Here is a 15849-nt window from a genome sequence, read left to right on the forward strand (position 1 = left end):
ACCATGACTTCAAAAAATCGCCGTGATTTTCTGCGCTCCGCCGCGCACGCCGCCGGTTCCGCCACCGCGTTGAGCATGCTGCCGCTGGGCATTCGCAACGCCCTCGCCATTCCCGCCAACAACAAGACCGGTACGATCCGCGACGTCGAGCACATCGTCGTGCTGATGCAGGAAAACCGCTCGTTCGACCATTACTTCGGCACGCTCAAGGGCGTCCGCGGTTTCGGCGACACGCGCGCGATCAACCTGCCCAACGGCAAGCCGGTGTGGTACCAGCCGCTTGCCGCGGACGTCGGCTACGTGTTGCCGTTCCGCCCCACCGCGCCGAACCTCGGTCTGCAATTCCTGCAAGACCTCGCGCACGACTGGACCAGCACGCACGCAGCATGGAACGGCGGCCGCTACGATCAATGGGTGCCATCCAAGGGCACCACGACGATGGCCTACCTCACGCGCGACGACATTCCGTTTCACTATCAACTCGCCGACGCCTTCACGATCTGCGACGCGTATCACTGCTCGCTGATGGGCCCGACCGACCCGAACCGTTACTACATGTGGAGCGGCTGGGTCGGCAATGACGGCAGCGGCGGCGGCCCGGTGATCGACAACTCGGAACTCGGCTACGGCTGGTCCACGTATCCGGAAGTGCTGCAGAACGCCGGTATCACGTGGAAGATCTATCAGGACATCGGTACGGGACTCAACGCCAGCGGCTCGTGGGGCTGGACGCAGAACGCGTACATCGGCAACTACGGCGACAACTCGCTGCTCTACTTCAATCAGTACCGCAACGCGCAGCCGGGCAACCCGCTGTACGACAACGCCCGCACGGGCACGAACGCCGCCAACGGCGACGGATACTTCGACATCCTCAAGCGCGACGTGCAGAACAACGCCCTGCCGCAAGTCTCGTGGATCGTCGCCCCGGAAGCGTATTCCGAGCACCCGAACTGGCCGTCGAACTACGGTGCGTGGTACATCGATCAGGTCTTGCAGATTCTCACGTCGAATCCCGAGGTATGGAGCAAGACTGTACTGCTGATCAATTACGACGAAAACGACGGCTTCTTCGATCATATGGCGCCGCCGTTCGCGCCGGCATCGAGCGCAAACGGTTTGTCGACCGTCGACACCAGCAATGAAAACTATGCGGGCAGCGGCAATACGCCGGCGGGTCCGTACGGGCTCGGACCGCGTGTGCCGATGCTGGTGGTCTCGCCGTGGTCGAAAGGCGGCTACGTGTGCTCGGAACTGTTCGACCACACGTCGGTGATCCGCTTTATCGAAAAGCGCTTCGGCCAGCAGCACAATCTGGGCGAATCGAACATCACGCCGTGGCGTCGCGCGGTGTGCGGCGATCTGATGTCGGCATTCAACTTCAGCACCCCGAACGACGCCTTCCCGACGCTGCCGAGCACGAGCGGCTATGTGCCGCCCGATCAGAATCGCCATCCGGACTATGTGCCGCTGCCGCCGCTCGTGCAGGCCGTACCGAAGCAGGAACCCGGCGTGCGCCCGGCGCGCGCGCTGCCGTACGAACTGTTCGTGCGCGTGCACGGTGAAGGTGCGGAGAACAAGCTGACGATGCGCTTCGTCAATTCAGGCCGCACGGGCGCCGTGTTTCTCGTCTATGCCGCCAATGGCCTCGCCGCACCGCTGACCTATACGGTCGAAGCCGGCAAGCGGCTGCAGGATCAGTTGCCGTTGAATATCGACGGTACGTACGATTACACGGTCTACGGCCCGAACGGTTTCCTGCGCCGCTTCGCCGGCAAGCCGGTTGCGAGAAGCTGGTGGCACGGCTCCGATATTGCACGGCCGGAAGTCGCCGAAGGCTACGACGTCGCCAACGGCAACCTGCAATTGCGTCTGGAAAATGTGGGCAGCGCACGCTGCCAGTTCACCATCGTCAATGCCTACGACGCGAACAACGTGGTCAAGCATTCGGTGCGCGGCGGCGATACTGAACAGTTGTACCTCGATCTGCGCAATGCCTACGGCTGGTACGACCTGGTGATTACCGTCGACACGGACCCGTCGTTCGCGCGACGCTTCGCCGGACACGTGGAAACCGGCCGGAGCAGCATGAGCGATCCTGCACTGGGGAGCTAAGTTTCAGCTCGGTTTCGATTCAGTCCGTACGAAAAGAAGCGGCCGCTGCGATAAAAAGCAGCGGCTGTTTTTTCATGCATTCGCGTCGTGATGTGTAAGTCGAAATCTTAAGCCGCCACAGCCGCCCTCACCGACTCACGCTCGCGTGTTTTCTCGCGAATCGCCTGCACGACGAACTCCGCATCGCGTGCGACACCAGAGAAGCGCCCCGATCCCCAAGTATGCAGCCACGGCAAACCGACGAAATATAAACCGTCGATCGGTGTAATGCCACGGGTATGCGCCGGATAACCGCGACCGTTGAACACCGGTGCATCGAGCCAACTGAAGTCCGGTGTAAAACCGATGCACCAGATAATTGCCGAAATGCCGCTAGTGTGGAGATCGAGCATCGTGCGTTCTTCCGCTGGCCGCCAGAGCGGTTCGTAGACTTCACCCGCCGGCGCGTCGATGCCATGCTTTTCGATGAAGCCGTCGATGCTCGCGTTGATCCGGTTATACGTATCGTCCGCGGCGTCGAGATTGGCGGCGAGCGTCGGTGCGAAATGGAATTGCCCGTCGCGCAGATCGTCGAGCCTGCCGTACAACTCCATGCCTTCGGCGGCGAACTTGCGCAGATCGATGTCGCGCCCGCCGTCGCGGCCGGTCACATAGTGATTGGTGTTGTCGCGTACGCCTTCGCGCAACGGATGCTTTTCGACCGGCATGTCGTAGTACTGCATGTCGGCGAGCCAATCGACCACGTCACGCCCCCGATAAAAGCGTGCGCAGCGCGGCGCCTCACCGACTGCGAGCACCACCTTGCGCCCCGCCAGATGCAGGTCCTCCGCGATCTGCGCGCCGGATTGCCCCGTGCCGACCACCATGACCGCGCCCTCGGGCAAAGCCTGCGGGTTCCGATACGCTGACGATTGCAACTGCACGATGCTTGCGGGCAAGCGCTCGGCGAGCCGCGGCACGATCGGCGTGTGATACCCACCCGAGGCGACCACGACCTGATCCGCGGTGAAATCGCCTTGCGCGGTCACGATCGTATAGACGCCGTCATCGCGCTGCTTCACGCGTTTGACTTCCGCATGCTCGATCACCGGTGCCTCGACGTGCGCGATGAAACCATCGAGATAGTCGATGATCTCGTCCTTCTTCATGAACCCGTGCGGGTCGTCGCCCAGGTAGGGGTAACCGGGCAACGCACACTGCCAGTTCGGCGTCACGAGACAAAACGCGTCCCAGCGTTGCTGGCGCCACGTATGCGTCACCGTGTTCCTTTCCACAACCAGATGGTCGATGCCGGCCTGCTTGAGGTAATAGCTAACCGACAGGCCCGCCTGCCCGCCGCCGATGACGAGCACGCTGTGATGCCCGTCAGCGCGCCCATGATGGGTTGGATTCGACATGATGCGTCCTCTGCAAAAAATAAACGCCTAGCTGAATTCGATAACCTTGACGGTCGCCTCGGGCTGATCGCGAAAGCGCTCCGCATCGCGTTCGATCTGTGCGAGCTGATCCATCGCTGCCGAGCAGGCAAAGCCGTACTTCTCGCGCACGCGCTCCGAAGCGATACCTAACGCCTGCCGCGAACGTTCGACGAAATCGTCCAACGCATAAGCCTCGCCAGGTTTGAAGAAATCACCAATGACGAGCGACGGCGAATAACAGTTCGCTTCATCGCCATCGGGCCACTGAATCCGAAAGTGCATGACAGGCATCGCAAATCCTCAATCGATCAATGAATAGTTAGCGCGCGCTTTGCGAGCAACTGGCGGTACACATCGACGTGACGCCGTGCGCTTGCCGCCCAGCTAAAGCGCGCGAGTAACGCGGGCACGGCCCGGTCGAAATCAATACGACTACCGCTACCGCTGAGAGCACGTAGCAACGCCGCCGCTATCGACTCAACATCGGCCGGATTTGCCCAGTAACAGGTGCTGTCGTCGAGATATTCGGTGAACGGGGCGATTGCAGAGGCAACCACCGGCGTGCCACTAGCAAGCGCCTCCAGCACCACCAGGCCGAAGCCCTCGCGCAATGACACCATCGACAACACGTCCGCGCTGCGAAAGAGCGCGGGCATGGCGGCGTCTTCGAGTGGCCCGGTTACGACCACGCTTTCGTGTGGACCAATCGACAGCCCCAACTCCGCCGCTCGCTTAAGCACGCCGCGGGCGTAGGCGTCGTGGTCGAGCAGGCTCGCACCACCGGCAATCACAAGTTGCGCGCCCGGCAACGTGCGTAGTACCAACGCGAAGGCTTCGAGCAGCGCGAGTGTGTTCTTGCGCGCTTCGATACCGCCCACTGAAAGTACGATCGGGCCGTCATCAATGCCCAAGCGCCGCCTGATCTGCGTATCGTGCGCGTCTTCCTCAGGCGTGAAGCGCGCGATGTCGACACCGTTCGGCACCGTCAGCGCCGCAATACCGAAAGTCGAACGCATCTCGCGCGTCCACGTATCGCTGACACACAACACTTGATCCGCATCCTCGTACGCCCGCCGTTGCCATGCAGCGAGACGTGGATCGTCGAAATGATCCAGGTGATGAACAGTGCGCATGAAACCGCGAATGAGCCCTTGCGCCCTCAGCTCGGCAAGTGCGTTGCCGCTGATACTGTCCTGCGCGTGCAGCACATCGAACGACCACGCGTCGTGCTCCATCAAGGTCTGCTTGAATGCATGAATACGCGCCTCCACCATGGCTACCGTGCCGGCCTGAGATAGCGTGATCGGCGCATAGACCACGCGGCACGGCGGCAGACGGAACAGCGTCTCGCCCGGCGCAGCGGGCGCAAAGACGGTCACGTCATGACCGAGCGCGGTCAACGCGGTCGCCAGTTCAAGCGTGTGCACTACGCCGCCACGCGGATTGACCGAATGCGTCAGCAACGCGATTCGCAACGAATTCATCGCGAACCGTCCTTCGCGATCATGAACGGCTCGCGATTGAAATCCCACAACACCGCTGCCTCATCGTGGTGATGCAAAACCACTTCAGACGACGCATCGACAGTACCAATCACGGCGCAAGCGAGCGAGCGCGAATCGAACTGCGCCTGCACTGCGTCCACCTGCTCCTCCCGAACCGACAGCAAATAGCCGAAGCTCGGAAATGCGGTAACCCAACGCTCCAAGGGGACGTCCGCTGGCTTCGGAATACGCTCAAGATCGATCCGTGCGCCCATCCGCGAGCACTCGAGCAACATCAGCGCAGTGCCGAGTGTGCCGGCCATACTGATGTCCTTCGCCGCATCGCATAAGCCACTTTCCGCTAGCCGCGGAAGCAGTTCGAGATCCGCTCTCAAACGTTCAGGCGGCGCACCCACCGACGCATTCCAGAACGGATACGGTTCCTCGAAGTGCCCGCGCAAATCGACGGCCATCATCAAACGGTCGCCGGGCTTCGCATTGAAACTCGACAGCAGCGCTTTCGCGCGTCCCACGATCGACACCGCCAGTTGCGCAGCATCGCTGCGCGTATTCGTATGACCGCCGACTATCGGCACGCCATAAGCAACGGAGGCCGCGGCCATGCCGGCAAGCACCTCCTCGGCGGCGTCGATGCCTCGACTCCATAGCGCATCGACCACCGCCAGCGGCCGCCCGCCCATCGCGTAGATATCGCTGACGTTGACCATCACGCTGCTGTAGCCGGCAAACCACGGCATTGCGCTCACGAAATCGCTGACCATGCCTTCGATGGCGAACAGCAGGTAACCATCGCCATCGGCAATGGCCGCGCAATCGTCGCCAAGTGCAACAGCCTGCGCGAGATCCTGCGTGCCCCCCGGCAGACGCCGGGCGAGTGTGCTGACCACGTCGACGATATCCGTCTTGTGCCGAAACCCGCGACTTTCGCGCAGGCTGGCGACGAGATCGGCCACGCTCCTCATGCCGCGCTCCGTGCGGAAGCCGCACTGTGTGGTTGCGTATGAGTCACGAAGCCGCTATACGGCGCCACACACGGCGGATACCAGTCCAGTTGCGCCTGCATCAGATGATGCGGCCGGCCCAACAACATTTCCTCTGCAAGCACATCCCAATGCATCGCGCGAAAGAGCGGCACGTTCTGGCTCTGCACGTGGGCGAGAAAAGTCTCGCAGCCGAGCGCATGGGCACTGCTCACCGCGAGACGAATCAACGTCGCGCCAATTTTTCCGTGGCGGCGAAACGCTGCATGCACAGCAAGACGTGAACCGAACCACACGTTGCCTTCATCGCGATGAATGCGCACCGTGCCGACCACCTGCTCCGGCATGCCGGCGACACAGCTCACTGCCACCAGTTGCTGCGCGTGCGTGTCGATATCGTCCCGATCGTCGCCGACAAAAATGCCCTGCTCGATGCAGAACACCGCGCGCCGCAACTTGTACGCTTCATCGGCTTCCCAATCGAGCGTCGTCCACTTGATGCGGAATTCGCTCGGCGCATAGGGCGCGAAACTCATGTCACCTTCCAGCGCCTCGCCTGCAATCGCTTCACCGAACATGATCACTCCTCGTACGACGACAACGACGAACACGCGCCGCATTTTCCGCAGCCGGCCTTGATATCGCTTGAGCGCATCGCAGCAACGTTCAGCATTGCGCCGAGCGGTTGCAGAACCGACTTCATGAATTCAGGCGTGGGTGCAGGATGATCTTCGAGCGGCGTGCCGCTGATCGGCACGAACGGCACCACGAACGGATAGACACCGAGTTCGATCAACTCGCGCGACATGGCCAGAATCGCCTCCGCGCTATCACCAAGACCGGCGAGTATGTACGTACTCACCTGACCGCGTCCGAACACCGCAACTGCCGCCTTGAACGCTTCCATGTAGCGCGCCAGCGGCACGCTCGCCTTGCCCGGCATGATGCGTTCGCGCAAAGCGGGCGTCACCACTTCGAGATGCATGCCGAGCGTATCGATGCCGCTCGCTTTCATGCGTGCGAACCAGCGATCATCGTCGGGGGGCTCGCATTGCGCCTGGATCGGCAGATCGACCGCCGCTTTGATTGCGAACGCGCTTTCGCACAGGATCTGCGCGCCGCGATCGGACGTGGGCGGCGTGCCGGTGGTCAGCACCATATGCTTGACGCCGTCGAGCAATACGGCTGCCCGTGCCACTTCGGCCAATTGCTCCGGCGTCTTGCGCGCAATCGTGCGGCCTGCTGCGAGCGATTGCCCAATCGCGCAGAACTTGCAACTCTTGCGACGGCTCTCGTAGCGGATGCACGTTTGCAGCACCGTCGTGGCCAGCACGTCCGCACTATGCAGCGCGGCAATGTGCGAGTAAGGCACGCCGTCGAGCGTCTGCATGCCGTAAAAGCGTGGTGCTTTGGGAAAGCTGATATTGGCAATCGGGATCGTACCGCGCAGCAAGGCGCTCGAGCCGTTCGCATCCGGCGTCTCTGCGACGAACGGCGAGTGCCAGGCGGTACTCGTATGCACCGGCACCATGATCGTCACGCCGTCCACCGTCACCGCCTTGTGGTCCGAGGGTCCCGCGCCGCCGCGCCGGCTCGCCGCGCCCGCATCCGGAGACACGAGCCGCAAACCGGCCGACTGCAATTCAGTCATCAATTGCCGGCTCGCTGCCGACAGTGTCTCGCTGGAGTTCATCGTGCCATCCCTCGTTTGAATTGAAACCCGTGCTCGAAGCACCGGACCACGCCGGCATCGGCGCGACGGTTTCCGCCGGCCGCCGGTTGATCGCAAGACTCAGCAATTCCGGCCGCGCGTAGTGGCCGACTGAATCCATCATGCGTTTGCGCTTGGTGATCAAGGCCATGTCGAGATCGGCAACCACCATGCCTTCGCCCTCACGCAGCGGCTGCGCCAGATGCTGTCCTTCCGGCGACACGATTGCGGTGTTGCAGCCGCCGCGCAGCGCCTTCTGCAAATTCGTATCGGGTGTGACCGATGCAATCTGCGCTTCGGTCAACCAGCCCGTTGCATTGACTACGAAGCAGCCCGACTCCAATGCGTGATGCCGGATCGTCACCTCGATCTGATCGGCGAAGATCGGTCCCACCAGCGAACCAGGAAACTGGCTGCAATGAATCTCTTCGTGCTGCGTCATCAAGGCATAGCGTGCGAGCGGGTTGTAGTGCTCCCAGCACGCGAGCGCGCCGACGCGCGCCACCGCCGTTTGCGCGACTTTCAGGCCGGCCGCGTCGCCCTGACCCCAGATCATCCGTTCATGAAACGTCGGCGTGATCTTGCGACGCTTGAGCACCAGTTGGCCGTCCACGTCGAAGATCAACTGCGTGTTGTAGAGGCTGCCGTGATCGCGCTCATTGACGCCAAGCACCACCACCATCCGATGCAAACGCGCCCGCTCGGCCACCGCTTGCGTCACCGGGCCCGGCACGATCACGGCTTCCTCGTAGAGCTTCATGTGATCGGCGCCGGAAGCAACCGGCGGACGCACGAAAGAAAAGTACGGGTAGTACGGCACGAAGGTTTCGGGGAACACGATCAGTTGCACGCCTTCGCGTGCCGCTTTCTCGATGGCCTCGCATACCTTCTCGAGGGTGCCGCCGCTGCGTTCGAAGTCCGGTGCGATCTGGACCGCGGCGGCACGCACGATGCGTTTGTCGGACATAGTGGTCACTCGCCTCTCGTCAAACCGTCCAGGTGTGGATGATCAGCGCGTTGTCCTTGCGATGAAGTAACTGGATATCCAGCACGTCGAGCGGACTGATCGGGCGGATGCCTTCAATCAGCGAAGCTTCGCCGTGCCCGTACAAGGCTTGCAGCGCGAAGCGGCAGGCGTACACCTTGCCGCCCTCTTCCATGAACTTCATCAGTTGCTTGTTGAAGTTCAGGTGGCCGGGGAACGCTTCGTCGCCAAGCGTAGGGAAGCCGCGTTGCAGACCAAGCGTGACACCCGGCCCGTAAAGCAGCACCGACGTCTCGAAGCCCTTGCGTTGCAAACGCGTGGCTTGCAACAGATTGACGAAGCCGATCGACCCCTCGAACGCGACCGTATGAAACGTGACGAGTGCCTTCTCGCCTGGTTCGGCCTTCACGTCTTCGAAGACTTTCTCTTCGTAGTCGACAAGGTAATCGCCTTTCTGATGCAGCGGTTTGTTGACGGCTGGCATAACACTCTCCGATCAGGTTTGCTAAGTAAAAGATGGCGCGTTCCATCCGTGCGCGCTTCTCTCAATGCAACGGCCGTGCCATTGATCGCTCACACAAATGCGATCAATCAGCAATCAATTCCGCCTCGATTCGACATGCGACTCGAAAAATTTTTTGGCGTGAAGCTTGCATATAGCCGGGGCGTCGCGGGCAATCACCCCCGACCCCGGGATATCGCACCAGCCAGGTGCGATTTGTCTGCCGGGACGAGTCGGCGTGGTGCACTCATTCACCACGGGCGATCAATCCGATCATTGATCGCATCCGAATGCGATCAATGATCATCACCCCCAGCCGAAGGCTATCGATGAGCAGCCCGACACATCACTGGATCAAACGCCTCGCCGACACTCGCAAGCCGGCCTACCTCGCGATTCCCGATCTGATCGAAGAAGATCTCGCCACCGGCCGCCTGCGTCCACGCGACCGCTTGCCGGGACTGCGCGATCTGGCCGAAGAACTCGCGCTGAACTACACGACGGTGGCGCGCGCGTATGCGGAGGCGCGTAAGCGCGGCCTGCTCGATTCGCGCGCGGGCAGCGGCACCTTCGTGCGTGGCCGCACCGCTACCTTGCCGCTCGCCGGCGGCAGCAGCATCGAGATGTCGATGAATACGCCACCCGAGCCGCCCGATTACGCGGCCCGTTTGCGCGATTCGGCCGCGCGCCTGATGAGCGGCAGCGATCCGTATCAGTTGCTGCGCTATCAGGATTTCGGCGGCTCGGCCGCCGACAAGGACGCGGGCGCCGAATGGCTGAAGCGTCGCGTGCCGCATTGCGACGCGCAGAACGTGCTGGTGTGCCCCGGCATTCATAGCGCGCTGGTGGCGCTCGTTTCGCAGTTAGCACGGCCCGGCGGCACGATCTGTCTCGACACGCTTGCTTACCCCGGCATCAAGGCAATTGCCGCGCAGCTCGGCGTACGTCTGCAAGCCCTGCCGCGTGACGACGAAGGTCCGCTCGCGCACGCCTTCGAAGCGCTCTGTAAAACCGACAAGCCGAGCGCGTTCTATTGCAATCCGACTCTGCAGAATCCGAGCACGCTCACGCTCACGCACAAACGGCGCGAGGCGCTCGCCGATGTCGCCTTGCGCTACAGCGTTCCGATCATCGAAGACGATGCGTATGCGATGCTGCCGCAGAGTGCGCCCGATGCGCTCGCGAGCTTCGCTCCCGAACTGACCTACTACGTGACGGGTTTATCGAAGAGTCTCGGCGCCGGTTTGCGAGTGGCGCATCTGCACGCGCCAACTGCCAGGCAAACGCAGCGCCTCGCCGGCGCGTTGCGCGCGACAACGGTGATGGCGAGTCCGTTCACGGTCACGCTCGCAACGCAATGGATCGTCGACGGCACCGCGCTCGATATGCTCAACGCAATCCGCAACGAATCGCGCGCACGCCAGGCGATTGCATCGCGCATGCTCGATGCGTGGCCTTACGAAGCGCACGCGGATGGCTTTCATTTGTGGTTGCCGGTACCGGCCGAAAGCGGCTGGAGTGCTTCCGAACTCGCATTGCAACTGCGCAACCAGGGCATCGCCGCCGTTGCGGGGGCGGCGTTTTCCACCGATGGCAATCCGCCGAACGCAATGCGTGTGTGCCTCGGCGGCTCAAAGACGCGCGACGAATGCGAAGAGGCACTGCGCATCGTGGGTGAGACACTCGACCATCCGCATCATCTGCATTCTCCGGTGATGTAAGACCATTTGCGCGCATCGGCATATAGCCTCGCATAGCGTCATACCCACCGTTATCGTCATACGAATACAGCGCCCGAAACTCAATGCCAGGGCGCTGTTTCGGCATCCATTGAAAAACCCGCATCGCGCGAAAAAGTGTGTAGCATCGCGGCGCGCCGCCACAAGCGGCGTTGCCGGCCGCCGTCAGAAACTGAAAGCATTACCCGCTCAAGTCCCCACTGCCGGCGCCGTATACCGCGTATGAGGCCCCCGCCTCACCGACTACGGCTCACTGCTTACTCCGAAAGACTCCCAACATGTTCTCCTCCATTCGCGCGCGCATCGTCGCCCTGTGCGTCGCCATCGTTGTGGTTGCGCTCGCTGCTAACGCGGTTCTCAACTATGTCGTCGCCAACTCGTACAACGCCGATGCGATCGAAAGCAGTTTGAACGCTGTCGAAAGCGGTCACGCAGACGGGATCGAAGATTGGATCGCCTCCAATAGTCAGATGATCAACTCGCTGCAGGACGCGGTGCTGCAACCCGATCCGTCCGCCGCGTTGAAGCAGATCGCCGCAGCCGGCAAGTTCACCAACGTGTACGTCGGCTACGCGGACAAGACCGCGAAGTTTTCGGACCCGACCGGCATTCCGCCCGACTACGATCCGACCGGCCGCCCCTGGTACAAGCAGGCCGCGGCAGCGGGCAAGCCGGTGGTGACGCCGCCGTATGTGGATGTGGGCACGGGCAAGCTGGTGGTCGCGTTCGCCGCGCCAGTGGTACGCGATGGCGTGGTGAAAGGCGTGGTGTCCGGCGACGTCGCGATGGACAGCGTGATTGCCAACGTCAAGGCGATTCATCCGACGCCCGCGAGCTTCGGCATGTTGATCGACGCGAGCGGCCATATCGTCGCGCACCCGGATGCCAAGCTGACTTTGAAGCCGGTATCGGACCTCGCACCCGCGCTCACCAGCGACAAGCTGACCGCGCTCTTCGGCGCCGAGCACCCCGTCGAAGTCGACGTGAGCGGCAGCACGAAGCTGCTGCGCGCCGAGGCCATTCCCGGTACCGACTGGTACGCGGTCGTCGCACTCGATAAATCGGAAGCGACGGCGGGTATGCGATCGCTGTTGACGGCTTCGGTGATCGCCTTGATCGTGATCGCCGCCATCGCCGCCGCCATCGTGGCCGCGGTTACCGCCGTGTCGTTCCAGCGCCTCTCGAAAGTACGCGATGCAATGGACGCGATCGGCTCGGGCGAAGGCGATCTGACACAACGTCTGCCAGCCGTCGGCCACGACGAAGTCGCGCAGATCGCGCGCTCGTTCAACACCTTCATCGACAAACTCAGCCACGTGATGCGCCAGATTCGCGATGCCAGCGAATCGGTGCGCGTGGCCGCTAATGAAATCGCCGCGGGCAATGTCGATCTGTCGGGCCGCACCGAATCCGCAGCGGCCAGCCTGCAACAGACAGCGGCGTCGATGGAAGAAATCACCTCGACGGTTACGCAATCGGCGAGCGCCGCGAAGCAGGCCGACGATACGGCCGTGTCCGCATCGCAGGTGGCCTCGCGCGGTGGCGTAGTGATCTCCGAAGTGATTACGACGATGGGCGAGATCGAACATGCCTCGGTGAAGATCTCGGACATCATCGGCGTGATCGACGGCATTGCATTCCAGACCAACATTCTCGCGTTGAACGCAGCGGTGGAAGCCGCGCGCGCCGGCGAACAGGGCCGCGGTTTCGCGGTGGTCGCCGGCGAAGTGCGCAGCCTCGCGCAACGCAGCGCGCAGGCCGCGAAGGAAATCAAGGCGCTGATCGAAGCAACCGTGGCGAGCGTGACCTCGGGGTCGGGCCAGGTTCGCCAGGCCGGCGAGACGATGACGGAAATCGTCAGCAACGTCGCCAACGTGACCACCATCATTTCCGAAATCACCCAGGCGGCCAACGAACAAACGCGCGGGATTCAGGAAGTGAACCGCGCAGTCAGCCAACTCGATGAAATGGTTCAGCAGAACGCCGCGCTGGTGGAGGAATCCACTGCCGCCGCTGCCGCGTTGCAAAGCCAGGCCGTGAGTCTTGCCAGTGCCGTGACGCAATTCAAGCTGGACTAAGGTCTGCCAAAGGAAATCCTCGTGACACTCTATAGAAATCTGAAGATCGCCGTCAAGTTGGCGCTGCTCGGCGCGGTGCTGCTCGCCGCGACAATGGTAGTGGGTCTGGAAGGGTGGCATGCGTTGTCGAATACGCATGCGCTGCAAATCCAGTCCGCGCAAACGCTCGGCCAATACGCGCAAGCCGCGGACACTGCGCGCGTCGCGCAGATCGAATTCAAGAAGCAGGTGCAGGAATGGAAGGACCTGTTGCTGCGCGGCGCGGACCCGGCTGCGTTCGCCAAGTACCGTGACGCCTTCAGCAAGGAAAGCGGCACGACGCACGCGGCCTTGCTACGACTGAAGGATCAACTGAGTGCATTGGGCGCCAACGTCGACGGGGTCGACAAGGCGCTCGCCACGCACGCCTCGTTGCAGGACCGTTACCTCGACGCGCTCAAGCATTACGACGCGGCCGATCCGAATACGGCGCACGTCGTCGACGGTCTGGTCAAAGGCATCGACCGGGCGCCGACCGCCGCTATCGACGAAATCGTCGCTATGGTGATGCAGCAGGCGCAAGACTCCAACGTGCGCACGGGCGAAGCCGCGGAACACGCATACACGCTCGCCTGCGTGCTGCTGCTGTCGGTCGTGATCGGCTCGCTCGGCGTAGGCGCGTTCGCGGTCTGGTTCCTGAGCCGCAGCATTACGTTGCCGGTCAGGCAGGCAGTGGGTGTCGCGCAAGCGGTTGCGGCAGGCGATCTGCGCGCGGATGTCACCGTCGTGAGCCGCGACGAAACCGGTCAGTTGCTGGTCGCGCTCAACGAAATGAATCAACGCCTGCGGCACATCGTCAGCGAGATTCGTGAAGGCGCGCACACGATTTCCTCAGCGACCCAGGAGATCGCCGCCGGCAACCTCGACCTGTCGGCGCGCACGGAACAACAGGCCGCCTCGCTCGAAGAAACCGCCGCGTCGATGCAGCATTTCACCGACTCGGTTCAGCGCAACGCCAGTAACGCACGCGAGGCCACCACGCTCGCGCGGACCGCGGCGCAAGCGGCGCGCGACGGCGGTGTTGTGATGACCGATGCCGTGCGCACCATGGGCCAGATCGACGCGGCGTCCAAGCGGATCGTCGATATCATCGCGGTGGTTGAAGCGATCGCCGCGCAGACCAATATTCTGGCGCTCAACGCCGCGGTTGAAGCGGCGCGTGCCGGCACGCAGGGGCGCGGCTTCGCCGTCGTCGCGAGCGAAGTGCGCAGCCTCGCGCAACGCTCGGCCGATGCTGCGCGCGAGATCAAGGCGCTGATTCGTGAGTCGGTAGCTACGATCGACGCCGGTACGCAGTTGATCAATCACGCAAGCAATACGATGGACGGCGTGGTGCAAAGCGCGGGCAGCGTGACGCGTATCGTCGAGGCGATCGCGACGGCCAGTGTCGATCAGGCGGCAGGTATTGCGGAAGTAAACGATGCGGTCACGCAGATGGATCAGGCGACGCAGAGCAATGCGGCTTTGGTGGAGCAGGCGGCGGCTGCGGCCGATGCGGTGCAGAGTAAGGCTTCAGGGTTGGTGCAAAGTGTGAGTTTCTTTCGGATCGGTGCGGCGGTTTGATCGGTGCGGCGGCTTCTTAGTTAAGACTCGAAGTCGAGGCCGCCGAGCAATACCGTCGGCTCGGCCTGGGTGTGCGAGACGAAATCCAGTTCGCGGACGTGGCGCCAGGCTTCGAGCTTGCGTGGTAACGCGGCCAGATAGCCGGCGAAGCGCGCTGGCCCTTCCGCACCCATTAGTCGTTCGATCTCGTCGCTGTCCCAGGTTAGAAACAGATTCAACGGATGTGCGTAGTGGCGCAGGTCTTCGATCGGTGTTGCGTGGATTCGCACGCGGGTGGGGTGGCCGTGGCCGCCGTATGGGAGCACTTCAGTATGCACGGTGGTAGCGAAACATGCGGCGATTGCCTCGGCGATGCGAGGCGCGAACTGTTCGTCGAAACGGGCGGCGCTCTCTGGATGCATCTATGTCTCCGATGTTTTGTGCGATGGACGGAGCATCGTAGCATGTGAGGTCGGCCGCGGTTGCGGGTGCTGTGGTGTAGGTCTTTTCTTCTTCTGTTTGCCTGCGCGGCGCTTTTTGTCTGTGTTCTTGGGGCGTTGGCCTTTCCTTGTTTTGTTAGTGGTCTATTAGCGTTGCCCCTGTGCGGGGCGGCACTTACTTCTCTTTGCCGCCGTGTATAGACCGGAGACATAGCTGACAGGTGTGCGGGGACATGGTTGACACTTCCGGGTATTAAAACGCCCGGTCCCGACCATGCCCTGGAACGCAAGAGACACCATGAGCCTCCGACAGGAATTTGTTCATCTGGCCAGTCAGAACATGCTGACGATGACCGAGCTGTGCCAGCGCTTTAACATCAGCCGGCAGACCGGCTACAAATGGCTCAATCGCGGCGAGAACGCGCTGTCAGATCAATCCCGGCGCCCTGCCAGCAGTCCCTCGAAGACCCCCGCTGCGATGGAGCAGGAAGTGGTGCGGCTGCGCCAGGCCCATCCGCGCTGGGGCGGGCGCAAGATCCGCCGGCGCCTGCAGGATCTGGGCTTTGAGGCGGTGCCACAGGCCAGCACCGTGACCGACATCCTGCACCGGCACAACCTGATCCTGCCGGCCGATTCAGCGATGAGCCAGCCCTGGAAGCGCTTTGAGCACGAGCAGCCCAACGTACTCTGGCAGATGGACTTCAAGGGACACTTTGAGACCCTCGAGAAGGAGCGCTGCAGCCCCCTGACGGTACTCGACGACCACTCGCGCTTCAGCATCCTGCTGCGCGCCTG

General features: G+C 62.4%; 14 protein-coding genes. 5 read left to right on the forward strand and 9 right to left on the reverse strand.

Going from position 1 to position 15849, the window contains the following annotated elements:
* Positions 1 to 3 precede the first annotated feature (3 nt).
* The gene (locus P3T25_RS23775; RefSeq protein ID WP_429359073.1) at positions 4 to 2115 is read left to right on the forward strand and encodes a phosphocholine-specific phospholipase C; all 2112 of its coding nucleotides are present in this window, start codon (positions 4 to 6) and stop codon (positions 2113 to 2115) included.
* 107 nt (positions 2116 to 2222) lie between these two features.
* Here the strand turns inward: P3T25_RS23775 and P3T25_RS23780 are convergent, their stop codons facing one another.
* From P3T25_RS23780 to P3T25_RS23815, 8 genes are read right to left on the reverse strand one after another with little or no spacing between them, the layout of a single operon-like run.
* Positions 2223 to 3512 (reverse strand): MSMEG_0569 family flavin-dependent oxidoreductase, encoded by a 1290-nt coding sequence (locus tag P3T25_RS23780; protein ID WP_429359074.1) that lies wholly within the window; start codon positions 3510 to 3512, stop codon positions 2223 to 2225.
* A 27-nt stretch (positions 3513 to 3539) separates the two neighbouring features.
* A complete protein-coding gene (locus P3T25_RS23785) occupies positions 3540 to 3824 on the reverse strand; it encodes an MSMEG_0570 family nitrogen starvation response protein (protein WP_429359075.1) in 285 nt (94 codons plus the stop codon).
* A gap of 17 nt (positions 3825 to 3841) precedes the next feature.
* A complete protein-coding gene (locus P3T25_RS23790) occupies positions 3842 to 5017 on the reverse strand; it encodes an MSMEG_0565 family glycosyltransferase (RefSeq protein ID WP_154559056.1) in 1176 nt (391 codons plus the stop codon).
* Complete coding sequence (locus tag P3T25_RS23795; protein WP_154559055.1) at positions 5014 to 6000, reverse strand: sll0787 family AIR synthase-like protein; 987 nt, start codon at positions 5998 to 6000, stop codon at positions 5014 to 5016. Before P3T25_RS23795 ends, P3T25_RS23790 begins: the two co-directional genes overlap by 4 nt.
* Positions 5997 to 6596 carry an MSMEG_0567/Sll0786 family nitrogen starvation N-acetyltransferase gene (locus tag P3T25_RS23800; protein WP_154559054.1) on the reverse strand — a complete coding sequence of 200 codons (600 nt, stop codon included), beginning with the start codon at positions 6594 to 6596 and terminating at the stop codon, positions 5997 to 5999. The genes P3T25_RS23795 and P3T25_RS23800 overlap by 4 nt, the downstream gene beginning before the upstream one ends.
* A gap of 2 nt (positions 6597 to 6598) precedes the next feature.
* Positions 6599 to 7669, reverse strand: a complete 1071-nt coding sequence (locus tag P3T25_RS23805; protein ID WP_154559110.1) for an MSMEG_0568 family radical SAM protein — start codon at positions 7667 to 7669, stop codon at positions 6599 to 6601.
* Complete coding sequence (locus P3T25_RS23810; RefSeq protein ID WP_154559111.1) at positions 7662 to 8696, reverse strand: Nit6803 family nitrilase; 1035 nt, start codon at positions 8694 to 8696, stop codon at positions 7662 to 7664. The genes P3T25_RS23805 and P3T25_RS23810 overlap by 8 nt, the downstream gene beginning before the upstream one ends.
* A gap of 19 nt (positions 8697 to 8715) precedes the next feature.
* Positions 8716 to 9198, reverse strand: a complete 483-nt coding sequence (locus P3T25_RS23815) for an MSMEG_0572/Sll0783 family nitrogen starvation response protein (protein WP_054040483.1) — start codon at positions 9196 to 9198, stop codon at positions 8716 to 8718.
* Positions 9199 to 9545: 347 nt separating this feature from the next.
* Here P3T25_RS23815 and P3T25_RS23820 point away from each other — a divergent pair, with 347 nt between their 5' ends.
* The 3 genes from P3T25_RS23820 to P3T25_RS23830 all read left to right on the forward strand — a co-directional run bounded on the left by P3T25_RS23820 (position 9546) and on the right by P3T25_RS23830 (position 14635).
* Positions 9546 to 10937 (forward strand): PLP-dependent aminotransferase family protein, encoded by a 1392-nt coding sequence (locus tag P3T25_RS23820; protein WP_154559053.1) that lies wholly within the window; start codon positions 9546 to 9548, stop codon positions 10935 to 10937.
* Positions 10938 to 11233: 296 nt separating this feature from the next.
* The gene (locus P3T25_RS23825; protein WP_154559052.1) at positions 11234 to 13033 is read left to right on the forward strand and encodes a methyl-accepting chemotaxis protein; all 1800 of its coding nucleotides are present in this window, start codon (positions 11234 to 11236) and stop codon (positions 13031 to 13033) included.
* Between the two features lie 21 nt (positions 13034 to 13054).
* The gene (locus P3T25_RS23830) at positions 13055 to 14635 is read left to right on the forward strand and encodes a methyl-accepting chemotaxis protein (RefSeq protein WP_168435598.1); all 1581 of its coding nucleotides are present in this window, start codon (positions 13055 to 13057) and stop codon (positions 14633 to 14635) included.
* Between the two features lie 20 nt (positions 14636 to 14655).
* On the opposite strand, the gene P3T25_RS23835 is transcribed toward P3T25_RS23830, so the two are convergent.
* A complete protein-coding gene (locus P3T25_RS23835) occupies positions 14656 to 15036 on the reverse strand; it encodes a DUF5594 family protein (protein ID WP_154559050.1) in 381 nt (126 codons plus the stop codon).
* A gap of 292 nt (positions 15037 to 15328) precedes the next feature.
* Between P3T25_RS23835 and P3T25_RS23840 the strand changes: the two genes are divergently transcribed.
* A partial coding sequence (locus P3T25_RS23840; protein ID WP_429359076.1) for a helix-turn-helix domain-containing protein occupies positions 15329 to 15849 on the forward strand: 521 nt, incomplete at its 3' end.

Source organism: Paraburkholderia sp. GAS32, from assembly GCF_050434225.1.
Lineage (GTDB): Bacteria > Pseudomonadota > Gammaproteobacteria > Burkholderiales > Burkholderiaceae > Paraburkholderia > Paraburkholderia madseniana.